Consider the following 15,148-nt stretch of genomic DNA (forward strand, 5'->3'; position numbering starts at 1 on the left):
GGCGGCGGTCCATCGCTCAATAGAACGTGTCGCTGCAGTCGTAGATCACGCCGTGTTCGGGACAGACGTACTTGCAGTGGCGGTGGATCATCGAGACGCCACAGAGCGGACAGGGACGCCCGCGCGGCACCTCCCCTTCTCCGGCGTCGGTCCCGCCGTTCCCGGTTCGATCTGACACGTTTCGATCGCCGTTCTACATCCTCTTAATTTCGATCCGTTCTCGGCGTCCCTCTAACTCCGGTTCGTTCCCGGCTCGCCTCCCGACGATCGACGCGGATCGAACGCCCGCGCGTCGAACCGGTCCGACCGGAGCAGTCCGATCCCGAGGACCACGGCGACGGCCGCCGGCACCGCGTTCCCGAACCAGAGGTTGATCCCACACCACAGGAGCACGAAGCTCACGACGTCGTCGAGCATGAACGGACACGTCCGCAGGCGTCGCGCCAGCCGCTCGCGATCGAAGGCCCGATCGAGCGCGACGACCGCGACCGCCGCCGACAGCACCCACCCGAGGTAGTTCGAGAGCGGAACGCCGTAGAACGCCCCGCCGGCGGCGTACGCCCAGAACCCCAGCGCGACCGCTCCAGGGTCCAACACGACGTCCATCGCGACCACGATGGCGGTCACGATCGCGAACCGGCCGACCGTGCCCGAGGCCCGCGCTCCGAACACGAGTTCGCGAAGCAGGTACCCGTTCATCACGAGCGGGATGAAAAACACCGGCAGCGCGAGCGGAACGCCGCCGACCATCGGCCCGAGGTCGACGCCGTACTCGAAGGCGCCGTACGGCCACCCGGTCCGCACTCCAACCACCTCGATCGCGTAGGTGTATCCCACCAGCAGGCCGATCCACGCCCCGGCCCGTCGGTTGACGAGCGGCAGCACGCCGACGACGAGCGGCGAGCGCATCACGAACACGCCGACGAGGAGGAACCACGGGTTGAACCGCAGGGGCGTGGGGAGCCACCCCTCCGCGCTGGCGACGAGCGAGAGCGCTCCGATCGCCGGGAAGACGACGGCGATCGTGAACCGATTGCGCGAGACGAGCCGGTCCAATGCGATCTGAAGGTCCCCTCGCGTCTCCGGAATTGGGACGGGGAGGTAGCGGGCCCAGGCGGGATCACGCGACACCCGCGATCACCTCCGCGAGCGGCGCGATACGCCAGAGCCCGCCGATCGTGAGCGCCGTCCCGACGGCCGTGTTGAGCGCCGGGAACCACCAGTAGGCCCGCTCGACCGACACGGCGGTTCCCGCGACGACCGCGACGAAGGCCGGATAGACGCAAAGCAGCGCCCCGAGGCGACCGTCCACGAGCCCGAAGGCGCCGGCCGCGAGGAGCCAGCAGGCCCCGCAGTACGCGTAGGCTCGCGACTCACCGAGGAACGTGGCCGTCGTCTCGATCCCCGCCTCGCGGTCGGGCCCGATGTCGGGGATCGCGGAGAAGGTGTGCATCGCCATCGTCCACGTCCACGCCCCGGCGATCGCGGCCCACGGAGGATGTGCGCCAGCGACCGTCACGTAGGCCGCCGCTCCCGGGAGGAGGTAGAGGCCGTTCGAGAGCGAGTCGAGGAACGGGGTCGTCTTGAACCGGAACGGCGGCGCGCTGTAGCCGACCGCGAGCGCGAAGAACCCGATCAAGTACGGCCACGCGGCCGGGGGACTGGCGGCGAACGTCACGACGCCGAGACCGGCCGCGACCGCGATCGCCGCGGTCGCGAGACGGTCCCCTCGCCAGCGGGCCTCACGCGAGTCCGAGTCGGCCTTCTTCGGATTGTGCGCGTCGAGATCGGCGTCGAAGGCGTCGTTGATCCCGTACAACAGCACGTTCGCCGGCAGCAGGAAGTACCCGAACAGGACGAGCGCGCCGGGCGCGAACAGATCGTAGAGCGCGTCGGCGCCGTATGCGACACCCACGACGACCGGCCCGGCGAGGTACAACCAGAACCGCGGACGCGAGAGCACGAGGAGGTACCGAATTCGATCGCCGTCACGGGGTCCGTTCGCGCCGCCACCGTCGAGATCGACGCTCCCAACTCCGTCTCCGTCTTCGGCTCCACCTCCATCTTCGGCTCCGTCGTCGCTCATTCCGATCCGGCGACGTACTCCGCGGTCAGTTGCCCGCTGATGAGACACATCGGGACGCCGATCCCCGGCGTCGTGTACGATCCCGTGAAGTAGAGCCCGTCGACCGCATCGGAGGCGTGCGAGGGACGCAAGAGGGACGTCTGTGAGAGCGTGTGCGCGAGCCCGAGCGCCGACCCGCGGTAGCTGTTGTACCGATCGGCGAACTCGCTCACCGAGAACGTCTCCTCGACGACGATCCGGTCGCGCAGGTCGGTTCCCGTGTTCTCCGCGATGTCCGCGAGCAGCCGTTCTCTGTATCGTTCGCGCGTTTCCGCGTCGTCCTCCAAGCCCGCCGCGATCGGGACGAGGGCGAAGAGGTTACTGTGTCCCTCCGGGGCGACCGCGTCGTCGGTCTTCGAGGGCACACAGAGGTAGTAGGCCGGGTCCTCGGGCCACGACGGGTCCTCGAAAATCCGCTCGAAGTGGTCGTCCCACTCGGTCGGCAACACGAGCGTGTGGTGGGCCAGCTCCGGAACCTCGCCCTCGACGCCGAGATAGACGAGGAACGCCGAGGGCGCGTAGGTGCGCGACTCCCAGTACTCCTCCGTGTACTGCCGTTTCTCCGGCGGCAGTAGCTCCCGTTCGGTGTGGGCGTAGTCGGCGTCTGAGACGACGAGGTCGGCGAGATAGCGCTCGCCGTTCGCCGCGTCGACGGCGAACCCGCCTCGGTGCCCCTCGATGGCGGTCGCCTCGGCGTCGGTGACGTACTCGACGCCGAGTTCCGAGCCGAGTTCGACGATCCCGTCGACCACCGCCGCGATCCCGCCGTCGGGGTAGTGGACGCCCATGTTGAAGTCCACGTGGCTCATCAGGTTGTAGAGCGCGGGCGTGTTCGTCGGCGACCCGCCGAGGAAGACGAGCGAGTACTGCATCAGCTGTTGGAGCTTCGGGTGCTCGAAGTAGTCCTCGACGTGTCCCTGCATCGATCCCAGAAGCGAGAGCCCGTGTGCGTGTCTGAGGACGTCGGTGTCGACGTAGTCGCGGAGGCGCGGGCGGTCCTCGTAGACGAAGTGTTCCATCCCGACCTCGTAGTTGTACCTCGCCTTCTCGAGGTACCGATCGAGCGCCTCGCCGGCGCCGGGTTCGTAGGACTCGAACAGCTCTCGGTTCGCCTCCAACTCCGGGACCACGTCGACCTGATCGCCGTCCTTCCAGAACACCCGGTAGTGGGGGTCGAGTTGCGAGACGGAGTAGTACTCCTCCGGCGTCCGGTCGAAGTGGGCGAAGAACCGCTCGAAGACGTCGGGCATCAGGTACCACGACGGCCCCATGTCGAACCGGAACCCGTCGACCTCGAGCCGGCTGGCGCGACCTCCCAGGCTCCCGTTCTTCTCCAACAGGGTGACGTCGGCGCCAGCGTCGGCGAGGTAACACGCCGTGGAGAGCCCGCCGAACCCGCCGCCGATAACGACCACGGATTCGCCGGCAAGCGACCCGATATCGGGCGAAACGTCCATGCCGATCGGTACGGGCGCCCCGGGTATAAATGTCGGTTCGGAGCCGTCCGGTTCCGGCTCATCACCATCCCTCACACTCGGCGATCACCGCGCCCGCTTTCGGATCACAGGGATTATCGTGTTCAACGCTGTAGCACGCCGGTATATGCCACAACGAGAAACCTGGGCGACCCGGGTGGGATTCATCCTCGCCGCGATCGGAAGCGCCGTCGGTCTGGGGAACCTCTGGCAGTTCCCGTTCAAGACCGCGACCAACGGCGGTGCGGCCTTCGTCGTGTTCTACCTGGTCGCCGTCCTGCTCATCGGCTTCCCGGCGATGCTCGCCGAGTTCTCGCTCGGCCGCCGGACGAAGCGCAACGCGGTCGACGCGTTCTCCCGGATGGGCCACCGGTCCTGGCGGATCGTCGGCGTCCTCGCCGTCCTGACCGGCTTCTGGATCCTCTCGTACTACAACGTCGTCGGCGGCTGGGTCATGCGGTACATCCTCGGGAGCGCGACCGGGGCCTACTTCGACGATCCGGCCGCCTACTTCGGCGCGGTTTCGTCCGGCCCGGAGGCCGTGGTCGCACAGGCCCTCTTCCTCGGGATCGTCGTCGCCATCGTCGCCCTCGGGATCGAGGACGGCATCGAGCGAGCCACGAAGGTGATGGTCCCGAGCATCGTCGTGTTGATGATCGCCCTCGCCGTCTGGGTCGCCACCTTGCCTGGCGCCGCGGAGGGATACGCCTTCTTCCTCTCCCCCAACGTCGACACCATGATCGCGAACGCGGGCAGCATCATCCCGTTCGCGGTGGGACAGGCGTTCTTCACCCTCTCGTTGGGGATGGCGATCATGATCACCTACTCCTCGTACGTCGGCCGCGACGACAACCTGATCGTCGACGGCGCCTCGGTCGTCGTGACCAACACGATCGTCGGCGTCCTCGCCGGGCTGGTCGTCTTCCCGATCCTGCTCACGATCGGCGCGGACGTCACCACCGATACCGGCGGCGCCGGCGCGCTGTTCGTCGCCACCGCCGCCGGGTTCGGGTCGGTCCCGTTCGGCCGCCTCTTCGGGATCGTCTTCTTCGGCGTCGTGCTCATCGCGGCGCTCTCGTCGGCCATCAGCCTGCTCGAGGTCACCGTCTCCTACGCCAACGACAACTTCGACGTCTCGCGTCCCGTGCTCTCCATCGGCATCGGAATTGCCCTGTTCCTGCTCGGCGTCCCCTCCGCGATGGACACCGCGTGGCTGACCTGGTTCGACAACTTCGCCTACCAGGTGTTCCTCCCGCTTTCGGTGTTGCTGCTCATCGTCTTCGTCGGCTGGGTGGTCGGCCAGGAGGCCCTCGAGGAGCTGCTTTCGGGCGCCGAGGGATATCGAACGTTCGGAACCGTCTGGCTGTGGACGATCCGGATCGTCGTCGTGATCGCCGTCCTCGCGACGCTCGCGCTCGGCGTCAACGAGATGTTCCTCGTCGAGGACGCCGCGTTCTTCGAGCCGCTTTGAGGCCGACCACCGCCTGAACTCGCGACACCGCCGTCTCACGGCCGCGTTTTCGCCGCCCCTTTTCTTCGTCGCGTCTCGTCACCCTTTTTCGCCGCCGTCGCCGAGGACGCGTCGATGACGAGAGCCACCTGGCGGACGCGGATCGGGTTCATCCTCGCCGCCGTCGGCAGCGCGGTCGGGTTGGGAAACGTCTGGCGGTTCCCGTGGTTGACCGCGGAGAACGGCGGCGCGGCCTTCCTGGTTTTGTACCTCGCGTTGATCGTGGCCGTCGGGGTCCCGGGACTGATCGGGGAGCTCGTGATCGGCCGGCGAAGCGGCCGAAACCCGGTCGGGGCCTTCCGCGAGCTCGGCGGCGATCGGTTTCGGTTCCTCGGCGCCATCGCGCTCCTCGCGGCCGCCGTCGTCCTCTCGTTCTACTCGGTGGTCGGCGGCTGGATACTCCGATACACGCTCTCGAGCGCCACGGGAGCCTACTTCGCGGCGCCGGGCGAGTACTTCGCCGCGATCGACTACGGCCTCGGCGCCGTCGCGTTTCACGCCGCCTTCCTTTTCGCCACCGTCGCGGTCGTCCACCTCGGCGTCGACCGCGGGATCGAGGCCTCGACGACCCTCATGGTTCCCGGAATCGTCGTCCTCCTCGGCGGGCTCGCCGTCTGGGTCGCCACCTTGCCCGGCGCCGCCGAGGGATACGCGTTCTACCTCTCGCTCGACGTCGGCTACCTGCGTGAGAACTTCCTCGACGTCCTCGTGGCGGCGGCCGGCCAGGCGCTTTTCACCCTCTCGGTCGGCGCCGGCGCGATGTTGACCTACGCGTCCTACCTCGGCGAGGACCGGTCGCTCGCCGCCGACGGGACGCTCATCGCGGTGCTCAACACCGCCATCGGCGTGCTCGCCGGGCTGGTCGTCTTTCCGCTTTTGTTCTCCCTCGGCGTGTCGCCCGGCCAGGGCGGCCCCGGCGCGCTGTTCGTCAGCCTCGCGGGCGCGTTCGGCGACCTCCCGTACGGGCGGATCGTCGGCGTGGTCTTCTTCGGCGTGGTGCTGCTCGCCGCGCTCTCGTCTGCGATCAGCATCCTCGAGGTGCTCGTCTCCTACCTCATCGACGAACACGGGCGCTCCCGCCTTCAGGCGACCCTCGGCGCCGGGGGGCTCCTCCTCGTTACCGGCAGCGTCGCGGCCGCCTCCCCCGCCGTCTTCGGCCTGCTCGCGGACACGATCGCCAACCTCGTGCTCACCGCGGGGCTGATCGGCTTCCTGCTCTTCGACGGGTGGGTCCTCGGTCGCCTCGCCCGCGAGGAGTTCGAACGCGGCGCCGGTCGCCTCGCCCGTCTCGTCTCGCTTCCCTGGTACGTCGCGATCGCGGTCGCGTTGCCCGTCTTCCTCGCGTTCACCTTCGTGACGGGCGTCGGAAGCGTCCTCGGGATCCCGATCTCGAGCCCGATCGCGGTCGCTGTCGCCGTCGTCGGCGTCGCCGCGGTCGCCGCCGTATTCGCCCGGTGTTCCCCCTCGGAGTGACTCCCGATCGGCGCCCTTTCCTCGCCGTTCGAACACGGACAGCGTTATACTCCTCGCCCGAGTAACACGTTCTCGTGCGCGCCCAGTCCGAGACCGTCGGCGTCGTCGTTCTCCTCGGCGTCGTCGTCGTCGCCACGACGGTCGGCGTGACCGGGCTCGCGATGATCACTCCCGAGGACACCGACCGCACCCAGACGACGCTCGTGGACCTCGACGTCTCCCTCGACTCGGTGAGCGTCGTTCACGCCGGCGGGGAGTCCCTGCCGGCAGCGGAGGTGGTCGTCCGCATCGACCACGGCGGGACCACCGACGTCTACCGGCTCGACTCGGACGGGACGTCGATCGAGGGAGCCTTCGAACCGGGGGACGAGTGGGCTCTCGAGGCGGTTCCTTACGGTTCCGACGTCACCGTCGACGCGTACGTCATCCACGAGCCGACGAACACGATCCTCGATCGCCAGCGTGCGGTCTTCGGTGACGGCGGGGACGGAGGCGGTGGTGACGATGACGGCGCTACTTCGACGCCAACGCCAACCCCCACGCCGACGCCGGATCCCGATCCGACCCTCGAGATCGCGGACGTCTCCGGGCTCGAGGACGGCACCGAGGACGACGCCTACGCGGCGACCATCGAGGTCGAGGAGACCGCCGGCCGGACGGCCGAGGACGTCACGGTCGAACTCGCCATCGGGGGGCCCGATTCCCACGTCGCGACCCGGGATATCGGTGACCTCACGGGAACGACCGGTTCGGTCACCGTTTCCGACATCGGCGAGCTGTCGGTCGGCGAGTACGAGTGGACGGTCACCGTCGAGTCCGATACCGCCGAGACGGTCACGGAGACGGGATCCTTCGTCGTCGAGGAGGAGGGCGAGACGCCGAGTCTCGAGATCGATGCGGTCCGCGGGTTCGAGGACGGCGACGTCTTCACCGACTACCGCCCCGAGATCGACGTCGCGGAGGGCGACGGCGCGCTCGCGGAGAACGTGACCGTCGACCTGCGGATACTCGCTGACGACGGCGAGGGGCCGGTCGTCTTCGAGCGGACGAACGCGTCGGTCGGAGACCTCATCGCGGCAACCGACACCGTCGCCTTCGAGGTCGGGACGCTCGAGTCGGGCGAGTACGTCTACGAGGTCACCGTCGACGCCGACAACGCTGAGAGCGCGAGCGACGACGACTCCTTCGAGGTCGCCGGTCCCGAGCTGTCGATCGAGGACGACCGCGGGCTCGACGACGGCGACACCGACGACCGCTACACGCCGGAGATCGACGTCGGCGCCGAGGAGGTGCGCGCCGAGAACGCGTCCGTCCGCCTCCGTCTCACCCGGACCGACGGCACAACGGCCTTCGACCGTACCGTTCCGGTCGGCGATCTCGATCCGGACGAGGTCGCGACGGCCGCATTCGACGTCGGTCGACTGGACCGCGGCGAGTACGAGTGGACCGCGACGGTCGACGCGGACGGAGCCGAGGCGGTGTCGGACGCCGGCGACTTCGAGGTCGAGGGGCCCGAGCTGGCGGTCGACGAGGTTCGCGGCCTCGACGGCGCGGACTCCGTCACCCCGACCACCGCGTCCGTGGACGTCGTCGAGGACGAGGGCATCCTCGCCGAGAACGTCTCCGTCCGTCTCGTCCTCGTGGACTCCGACGGAACCGTCGTGTACGACGGAACGAACGCGTCGGTTGGCGACCTCAGCGACGAGTCGGGAACCGCGAGCTTCGATGTCGGAACGCTCCAGTCGGGCGAGTACGCCTACGAGATCACCGTCGACGCCGACCGGGCCGCGCCGATCACGACGACCGACGACTTCGAGGTCGAAGCGATCGGCCACTTCGAGGAGCTGACGGCGACGACCGACGAAACAGGCAACTCCGGCAAGGTCGACGCGGTCACCTTCGAGTGGCGTGCCGACGACGTCGAGGGCGTCTCCTTCGTCGTGCTCGACGCCGGCGGCGACGACATCGCGGAGGCGGAGTTCGAGGGATCCGACGCCGAGTCGGGTTCGGTGACCTTCGAGGAGCCGAACGACCGCGACCTCACCCTCCGCGCGGTCGTCGAAGGTCCGGACGGCGGCGTTACGTGTACCGTCGAGGACGTCGGCGGCTCCGAGACGTACTCCCTCGCGGACTTCTCGTGTACGCGAAACTGATCGGAGACGTAACTGATCGGACGTGTACCTGTTCGGAGGTGTGAAAGTGTGTGCGAAAGCGGTCACAGATGTGTACGAATCGAACCGGAATCACCGCCGATTCCGTTCGGGATTTCGATCATCGACGTAACGGCCCATCGACAGGCCCTTATGGGGCGTTCCCGAACCTCGGAGCATGACCGCCGTCGGCATCGACGCGATCGAGATCCGAACGGGCAAGCTCCGGCTCGACCTGCCGAACACCTTCGCGCCGAAGAAGGGCGAGGACCCCGAGAAGTACACGAAGGGGCTCGGACTGGAGGCCTCCTCGTTCCCGGACGTCTACGAGGACATCGTCACGATGGGCGCGAACGCGGCGAAGCGACTGATGGACCGAAAGGGGATCGCCCCCGAGGACGTCGGCCGCATCGACGTCGCGACGGAGTCCGCCTTCGACCACGCGAAGCCGGTGTCGACCTACATCGCGGGCTGTCTCGAGCAGGTCTACGACGGCGACTTTCGACACGCCAACAAGGGCGAGCGCAAGTTCGCCTGTGTCGCCGGCACCCAGGCCATCGACGACGCCTACAACTGGATCCGCGCCGGCAGAAACCGCGGCCGGTCGGCGCTCGTGATCGCGACCGACACGGCCCTCTACGAGCGCGGCGATCCCGGCGAGGCGACCCAGGGCGCCGGTGCCGTCGCCATGCTCGTGGACGAGGATCCCTCGATCGTCGAGCTGTCGACCGATCAGGGCTACGGGAGCATGGACGAGACGGACTTCCTCAAGCCGAACCAGCAGTTCCCGAGCGTCGACGGCAAGCGTTCGGTGCAGGTCTACCTCTCGCGGATGCGCGAGGCCCTGGAGGACTACGAGGCCGTCGCGGGTCCCGTCGGGGTCGAGGACGTGTCCTACGCGCCGTTCCACACGCCCTTCCCGGGGATGGTTCGGAAGGCCGGCCTGTTCGCCTACCGCCACATCACCCGCGACTCCCCGGTCGAGGACGAGATCGCGGCCGCGATCGGCCGTCGCCAGCCCCGCGAGGACGAATACGACTCCCGTGAGGCCTACGAGGAGGCGATCCGCGAGTACATGGACGAACTGAAGGGGGCGGAACAGTACCGCGAGTGGTACGCCGAGACGATCGAGCCGACGCTCGAGCTCTCGCGGGTCGTCGGCAACTGGTACACCGGCTCGGTCCACCTCGCACGCGCGAGCGCGCTCCGCCATGCGGCCGCCCGCGGGCTCGATTCGGAGTTCGTCGGCCGCCGGCTTCTCGTCGGTTCCTACGGATCCGGCGCCCAGGCGGAGATCCACGCCGAGACGGTCCGCGACGGCTGGCGCGAGGAGATCGAGGCGCTCGACATCGACGACCAGCTCGAGAGCCGATACGACTTGGCCTTCGAGGAGTACGAACAGGTCCACGACGTTCACGACTTCGACAAGAGCGTCGAGGTCGAGGAGCTGACGGCGCCCGAAGCGGAGTTCGTCTTCACCGGCTGGGGTCGGATGAACGAGCGAACCTACGAGTACGTCGAGTGAGACGTGTTCTCGAGCGAGAAGCGAAACGCGTCCGTGGAGTGGGTACCCGTCCGTGTCACGACCCGCGATCGCGGGCGTCGGCGTCGATCGGGACGCCCTCCTCGGTCTCGGGCGCGACGTAGGTGATGAACGAGTCGACGTCCGGCTCCCGAACGGTCACGTCGACTGCGATGTCGCCGAGCTCGTCCGGCGACCCGACCGCGAAGTTGACGACCCCCTCGTAGGCGGCCTGCTTTTTCAACGCGAAGGCGAAGCCCTCCTCGTCGGCGCCGTCGCGGAACACCCGGCGGGCGGTGTCGAGGATCTCCTGTTCGTGGAGCACGTCCGAGAAGGGATCGAGCGTGTGGGTCTCGGCGACGAGGCTCCCGTCTCGAAACTCGAGGTCCGCCTCCGGGAACACGTTCTCGACCGCGTCCGCGACCCGGTCCGTCACCTCGGTGTCTCGAACCGGCGCCTCGATCCGGACGTCGATGCTGTAGATCATCGGTCCCCCTCCACGGCGCCCTCCGACACGCCGAGCACCTTCCGGATCCGCTCGCGAAACGCCGCGAGCGAGCCGACGTTGTCGATCTCGACGTCGGCGGCCTCGAGCACCTCGCCCATGCCGAGATCCAGTTCGCGCTCGTCGCGCTCGCGAAGCGCCTCGATCGACTCGTCGGCGGCGTCGCGACCTCGGTCGGCCAGCCGGTCGGCGCGAACGTCGAAGGGGGCGTGGATCGACACGAGCGTGAAGTCGTCGCCGAAGGCCTCACGGAAGCGTTCCAACTCGACCATCGACCGGAGGCCGTCGACCACCACCGCGTCCGCGTCGGACTCCGCGAGCGCCTCGCGGATCCGCGGCACGGTCCGTTTCGCGATCGCGTCCTCGCCCTCCTCCTCGCGGAGGGCACCCGCGATCCGCCCGTGGTCCTCGGCGGGGTCGAGTCCCCGTTCTCGACACTCCTCGCGGATCACGTCGCCCATCACCACGACGGGGATCCCCTCCTCGTTCGCGACCGTCGCCGCCTCCCCCTTTCCGCTGCCGGGAAGCCCGACGGTGCCGATAACGCGCATCGTAGGTTCGTCCGCCGCGCCCGACATTAAGGCCTGCGGAGCGCGGCCTCTCCGCCCCGATCCGCGTTTTGCGATCGGTTCCGAACGTCGACGGCGACCCTCACGAGGCGTCGGCGACGAACCTCACCGCTTTTAACCGATCGGACACAGCTACGGATGAGGGCACGTAGCTCAGCCAGGATGAGAGCGTCGGACTTCTAATCCGATGGTCGTGGGTTCGAATCCCACCGTGCCCGTCATCTCCGAGCAAAGCGAGGAGTGACGACACCGGGGTTCGAACCCTGCCAGTCGCGCGCAGCGAAGCGAGCACGTCTGGATCCGGTTCGAATCCCACCGTGCCCGTGCCAAAACCTGCGGTTTAGTGGCTTTCGCCGAAACATCCCTCGTTCGAGTTCGTCGGTGCAGCTCGGTGGTCAGATATGCCTGCCGCGTGGTCAGCTGGCGCTCGTCACTTTGGAGTGCGATCGGCGACCTCTTGACGGGGACCGTTACGATCTTGCGATCGTGGTCGGATTGGTCCCCATCTTACGGATCGATCTCAATCCGTCCGATCCCGAGAGATCGCGACGCAGCTGCTGAAAGGGTAAGACCGCTGTCGTCCACGGTCACTTGCTTGCCAGTCACGTCGACGAATAGATCACGGAGGTCGTTACGGTACCTTTCCGGTCGATCTTCCGTGATGCGGGTGGTATCCTTCTGTTCGTAGCTCACCGCGCGATGCCGTGCATAGATGCGCGCGAACGACGCCCGGACGTCGACGGGAACGTCTTCAACGACGCCTGGGAAGGTCTTTAGATCGGTTTTCGATCCGTGGACTGCACCCATCGCGACGAGACACCGGCCGAGGACTGAACCGTCATCAGCTGCGACCACTTCGGTCGCTCGTCCCTCGACGTCTTCGTGTTGGATCGTCGAGTCCACGCCAACGGATGTGAACGCTCGCTGTAATTCTTCCAAACCAACCCGATTGCCACCCGTGAGACGTGGTGAAAAGTTGGCGTTGATGCTTCCTCCAGCGAGCACGTGCGCAAGCAGCTCGATGAGCGCTTGGGCCGTATCGCTAGTTGGATCGGGATCGATCCAGCCGTAATCGAGCGCAGTTTGAATGCCGTGGACGGAATCCGGCATTCCGTCGTTGATCCACGCTCGAACTCGACCCGGAGGCAATTCGAGTGCCTTTCCGATTCTGGTACGACCGGCGTTCGGGTGTTTCGCCCGATATTCCTTGACCTGTCGATAGTCAAGAACTTTCTCCCACGGATCGGTGTACACCCGATCGGAGTATGTACGCGCTACTGATTGGGCAGTTGGTTCCACGATCTACAAAAAATGGATTGTCTATTCCGTTGATTACGGCGCGGTCGATCTGGCGAGTGTCGCGGATTCACCACCGCCTGGTGATTCCCAAATCACGCGGACTTCTTCGCCACTACTGACACTCACCGATGGTGAGGTTGATCCAGCACTAATCGGAAGGTCCCATGTGTCAGTACCACTAGGACTGGTTACGTTCACTTGATTTGAATTATCTGAGTTCAGAGTATCGCCTCCTTCGTGTGTGACCGTGACGGAGCCGGTGTTTCCGTAGTCGAAGTCAAATGATGCCTGCGGCGCGTTGTCTCCAATCGAATCACCGAGCCCCAGTACAAACGTACCAATCACAGCCGCCAGTATCACGGTGATAGCGACCATGAGTATGACCCCGATAACGGGGCTCACTGCTCGATCGTCGTTGAGTAATTTTTTAATGTTCATTAGTTTGGTGCCGTGGAGCTCCCGATCGTTTGCGTGGCTGAACCGTCTGGTGCAGTCCAGATAACCCGGATTTCATCTCCGGCGCTAAAGCCGGTATGTGTTTTATTATCACCTGCTGAGATATCTAGACCCCAGTTTGTGGAACCTCCGGCTTCATCGGTGATATTAATCGAATTCGCATTGTCGCTAGTGATGGTATCCCCGCCCTCGTGAGTGACTGTAACCTCAGTTGGTGTTGCGGACATATTATAGTCGTAGCTGAATGATGCCTGTGGGGCGTTCTGTCCCACTGAGTCTCCAAGACCTAATACGAATGTACCAATCACAGCCGCCAGTATCACAGTGATAGCGACCATGAGAATTACCCCAATAACGGGGCTCACAGCCCTATCCTCGTTGAATATCTTTTTGAGTTCCATGGTTGATTAACAACACACACCTCTGACAAACCGTGTGTGTATACTCCTACGTTGATGGTCTGATACTTATATTTGAGGATGCGTTTCTCGGAAATGAGAATTAGTTAACACTTCATTACCGGAGTACAACACTCTTCGACAGACATACGATCATCTATACTCATCGTTTCTTTTAATTTATAGTTTCACAGAGCCATATCGAGTTTAACTATGGTTTTGCGTCTTGACCCATTTGCAGATGTCGACCCAGAAAACCCCGGCTTTCGACGATCTCGAACCCGTCGAGGCCAACACGGAGGAACAGGACGATTACGATACCGAATGGATCGATCTCGAGCCCGACGAGAACGTCGTGGGCGAGGTTCGTGCGATCACTCCCAACTGCGGTGACTACGACACGACCGTTCTCGAGATCGCTCGCGGTCTCGGCGACGTCGTGTGCATGTGGTCGAACAAGCAGATCGATCGTCTGCTCGAGTCCAACGATCTCGGCGAGGGGCGATGTAGTCGATATCATCAAGTGTACCGAGGAAACCCGTACCTACACGCCTGACGACGCCGACGAGGAACGCGAATTCAACGTCTACGAGGTGCGGGAGTTCGGAGGTGATGAATCCGGCACTACAGGTAGCTCAATCCCCCCAAGGCAAGACTCACTGTGCCCGTTCATTTTTGTTCATCCGCACGGTGTGACCGTTCTCACCGTTCGTTCTCGTTGTAGGTGCACATGTTCATCGTCACGTACATCTCGTAGCTTCCGTCGTCGTCGTCGCTGTACACGAGGTAGACCCCGTAGCCGACGGCGTCCCAGGAGTCCTCCAACATCGCCTCGTCGTGCGGCGGGGAGTTCTTCCAGCCGCGAAGGGTTCGCTGAGCCAGGCCGTCAGCGGTGCGTAGCGGCTCGTCTGCCCCCTCCAGCGGCGCGTTGGCCCAGCTCCGAAAGAGGTTTTCGCCGTACCACTCGCGACAGTGGCCGTGTCCCCATCGGTCCCACGCACGCTCGCCGTCGGGGTTCTCGTGGGCGAAGTAGTCCCTGTCGTGCATGTCCTCGCTGTGCTCGCGGGAGACGCTCGCCAGCGCGTGGCTGTACTCCAGTCGGCTCTTGCCGTTCTCTTCGCGGTAGTCGTTGACGTCCTCGGCGAGGAACCGCTCGACGTCCTCCGAGGAGACCCGCCAGCGGTCCCCCTCCGCGATCGTCTCGCCGGGGTCGCCGTCGAACTCCAGCGTCCCGTCCCACTGCTTGTCCGTTCTGGGCGGATACGCGGGCGGATCGGGCCCCTCTATCCTGTCCTGCTCCGGATCCGGTGTTTCGGTGCGGGTCGTCCCGCCCGCCGCTTCCGTCCCCGGTGACGCCTCGGTACCCGTCTCGTCGCCGTCCGACGTCGAGGCTTCGCTCGGCGTCGAGGAGGCCTCCGACGTCGTGGCTCCGTCCGGCGTCGGCGTCTCGATCGGGCCCGGATCGGAGACGCAGGTCATCTCGGTGGCCGAACAGATCCCGATGACGCCCCCGACCCCGACGACGGCGACGATCACCGCGAACGCGAGCCCGAGTTTCACCACGCCGCCGAGGATCGAGGACAGTCCCATTGGGGTCGTCTCCTCCGTACTCGCCGACGGTATATAAGCCTCGACCGTCTCAGCGTCGTCCCGCCGTCGCTTCGAA

At 65.8% G+C, this 15,148-nt stretch carries 15 protein-coding genes and 1 tRNA gene; 6 read left to right on the forward strand and 10 right to left on the reverse strand.

Annotation, left to right across the window (positions count from 1 at the left end):
- Positions 1-16 precede the first annotated feature (16 nt).
- The 4 genes from ACZ5YD_RS12610 to ACZ5YD_RS12625 form a co-directional block, all read right to left on the reverse strand.
- Positions 17-130, reverse strand: a complete 114-nt coding sequence (locus tag ACZ5YD_RS12610) for an HVO_2523 family zinc finger protein (protein WP_379745576.1) — start codon at positions 128-130, stop codon at positions 17-19.
- Positions 131-231: 101 nt separating this feature from the next.
- Positions 232-1,131, reverse strand: a complete 900-nt coding sequence (cruF, locus tag ACZ5YD_RS12615; RefSeq protein WP_379744077.1) for a bisanhydrobacterioruberin hydratase — start codon at positions 1,129-1,131, stop codon at positions 232-234.
- Positions 1,121-2,086 (reverse strand): prenyltransferase, encoded by a 966-nt coding sequence (locus tag ACZ5YD_RS12620; RefSeq protein WP_379744075.1) that lies wholly within the window; start codon positions 2,084-2,086, stop codon positions 1,121-1,123. Before ACZ5YD_RS12620 ends, cruF begins: the two co-directional genes overlap by 11 nt.
- Positions 2,083-3,582 (reverse strand): phytoene desaturase family protein, encoded by a 1,500-nt coding sequence (locus tag ACZ5YD_RS12625; RefSeq protein WP_379744073.1) that lies wholly within the window; start codon positions 3,580-3,582, stop codon positions 2,083-2,085. Before ACZ5YD_RS12625 ends, ACZ5YD_RS12620 begins: the two co-directional genes overlap by 4 nt.
- A gap of 145 nt (positions 3,583-3,727) precedes the next feature.
- Between ACZ5YD_RS12625 and ACZ5YD_RS12630 the strand changes: the two genes are divergently transcribed.
- From ACZ5YD_RS12630 to hmgB, 4 genes are all read left to right on the forward strand, one after another.
- Positions 3,728-5,071, forward strand: coding sequence for a sodium-dependent transporter (locus tag ACZ5YD_RS12630; RefSeq protein WP_379744071.1), 1,344 nt, complete (start codon positions 3,728-3,730; stop codon positions 5,069-5,071).
- 114 nt (positions 5,072-5,185) lie between these two features.
- A complete protein-coding gene (locus ACZ5YD_RS12635; protein ID WP_379744069.1) occupies positions 5,186-6,583 on the forward strand; it encodes a sodium-dependent transporter in 1,398 nt (465 codons plus the stop codon).
- Positions 6,584-6,657: 74 nt separating this feature from the next.
- Positions 6,658-8,736: a COG1361 family protein gene (locus ACZ5YD_RS12640; RefSeq protein WP_379744067.1), complete on the forward strand. Its 2,079-nt coding sequence runs from the start codon at positions 6,658-6,660 to the stop codon at positions 8,734-8,736.
- A 175-nt stretch (positions 8,737-8,911) separates the two neighbouring features.
- Positions 8,912-10,258 (forward strand): hydroxymethylglutaryl-CoA synthase, encoded by a 1,347-nt coding sequence (gene hmgB, locus ACZ5YD_RS12645; protein ID WP_379744065.1) that lies wholly within the window; start codon positions 8,912-8,914, stop codon positions 10,256-10,258.
- A gap of 55 nt (positions 10,259-10,313) precedes the next feature.
- On the opposite strand, the gene ACZ5YD_RS12650 is transcribed toward hmgB, so the two are convergent.
- Both ACZ5YD_RS12650 and ACZ5YD_RS12655 read right to left on the reverse strand, forming a co-directional pair.
- Positions 10,314-10,742 carry an RNA-binding domain-containing protein gene (locus ACZ5YD_RS12650; protein ID WP_379744063.1) on the reverse strand — a complete coding sequence of 143 codons (429 nt, stop codon included), beginning with the start codon at positions 10,740-10,742 and terminating at the stop codon, positions 10,314-10,316.
- Positions 10,739-11,311, reverse strand: coding sequence for an AAA family ATPase (locus tag ACZ5YD_RS12655; protein ID WP_379744061.1), 573 nt, complete (start codon positions 11,309-11,311; stop codon positions 10,739-10,741). Before ACZ5YD_RS12655 ends, ACZ5YD_RS12650 begins: the two co-directional genes overlap by 4 nt.
- Positions 11,312-11,471: 160 nt before the next feature.
- Here ACZ5YD_RS12655 and ACZ5YD_RS12660 point away from each other — a divergent pair.
- Positions 11,472-11,547 (forward strand) — tRNA-Arg (locus ACZ5YD_RS12660).
- 289 nt (positions 11,548-11,836) lie between these two features.
- Here the strand turns inward: ACZ5YD_RS12660 and ACZ5YD_RS12665 are convergent.
- From ACZ5YD_RS12665 to ACZ5YD_RS12675, 3 genes are read right to left on the reverse strand one after another with little or no spacing between them, the layout of a single operon-like run.
- Positions 11,837-12,628, reverse strand: coding sequence for a hypothetical protein (locus ACZ5YD_RS12665; protein WP_379744059.1), 792 nt, complete (start codon positions 12,626-12,628; stop codon positions 11,837-11,839).
- Between the two features lie 33 nt (positions 12,629-12,661).
- On the reverse strand, positions 12,662-13,066 hold the full coding sequence (locus ACZ5YD_RS12670; RefSeq protein ID WP_379744057.1) for a type IV pilin domain-containing protein: 405 nt from the start codon (positions 13,064-13,066) through the stop codon (positions 12,662-12,664).
- Complete coding sequence (locus ACZ5YD_RS12675; protein WP_379744055.1) at positions 13,066-13,485, reverse strand: type IV pilin domain-containing protein; 420 nt, start codon at positions 13,483-13,485, stop codon at positions 13,066-13,068. Before ACZ5YD_RS12675 ends, ACZ5YD_RS12670 begins: the two co-directional genes overlap by 1 nt.
- 238 nt (positions 13,486-13,723) lie before the next feature.
- On the opposite strand from ACZ5YD_RS12675, the gene ACZ5YD_RS12680 reads away from it, so the two are divergent.
- Positions 13,724-14,038 (forward strand): hypothetical protein, encoded by a 315-nt coding sequence (locus ACZ5YD_RS12680; RefSeq protein WP_379744053.1) that lies wholly within the window; start codon positions 13,724-13,726, stop codon positions 14,036-14,038.
- A 146-nt stretch (positions 14,039-14,184) separates the two neighbouring features.
- Here the strand turns inward: ACZ5YD_RS12680 and ACZ5YD_RS12685 are convergent, their stop codons facing one another.
- Positions 14,185-15,072: a CAP domain-containing protein gene (locus ACZ5YD_RS12685; protein WP_379744051.1), complete on the reverse strand. Its 888-nt coding sequence runs from the start codon at positions 15,070-15,072 to the stop codon at positions 14,185-14,187.
- Between the last annotated feature and the right edge of the window lie 76 nt (positions 15,073-15,148).

Source organism: Halopenitus salinus, assembly GCF_055397165.1.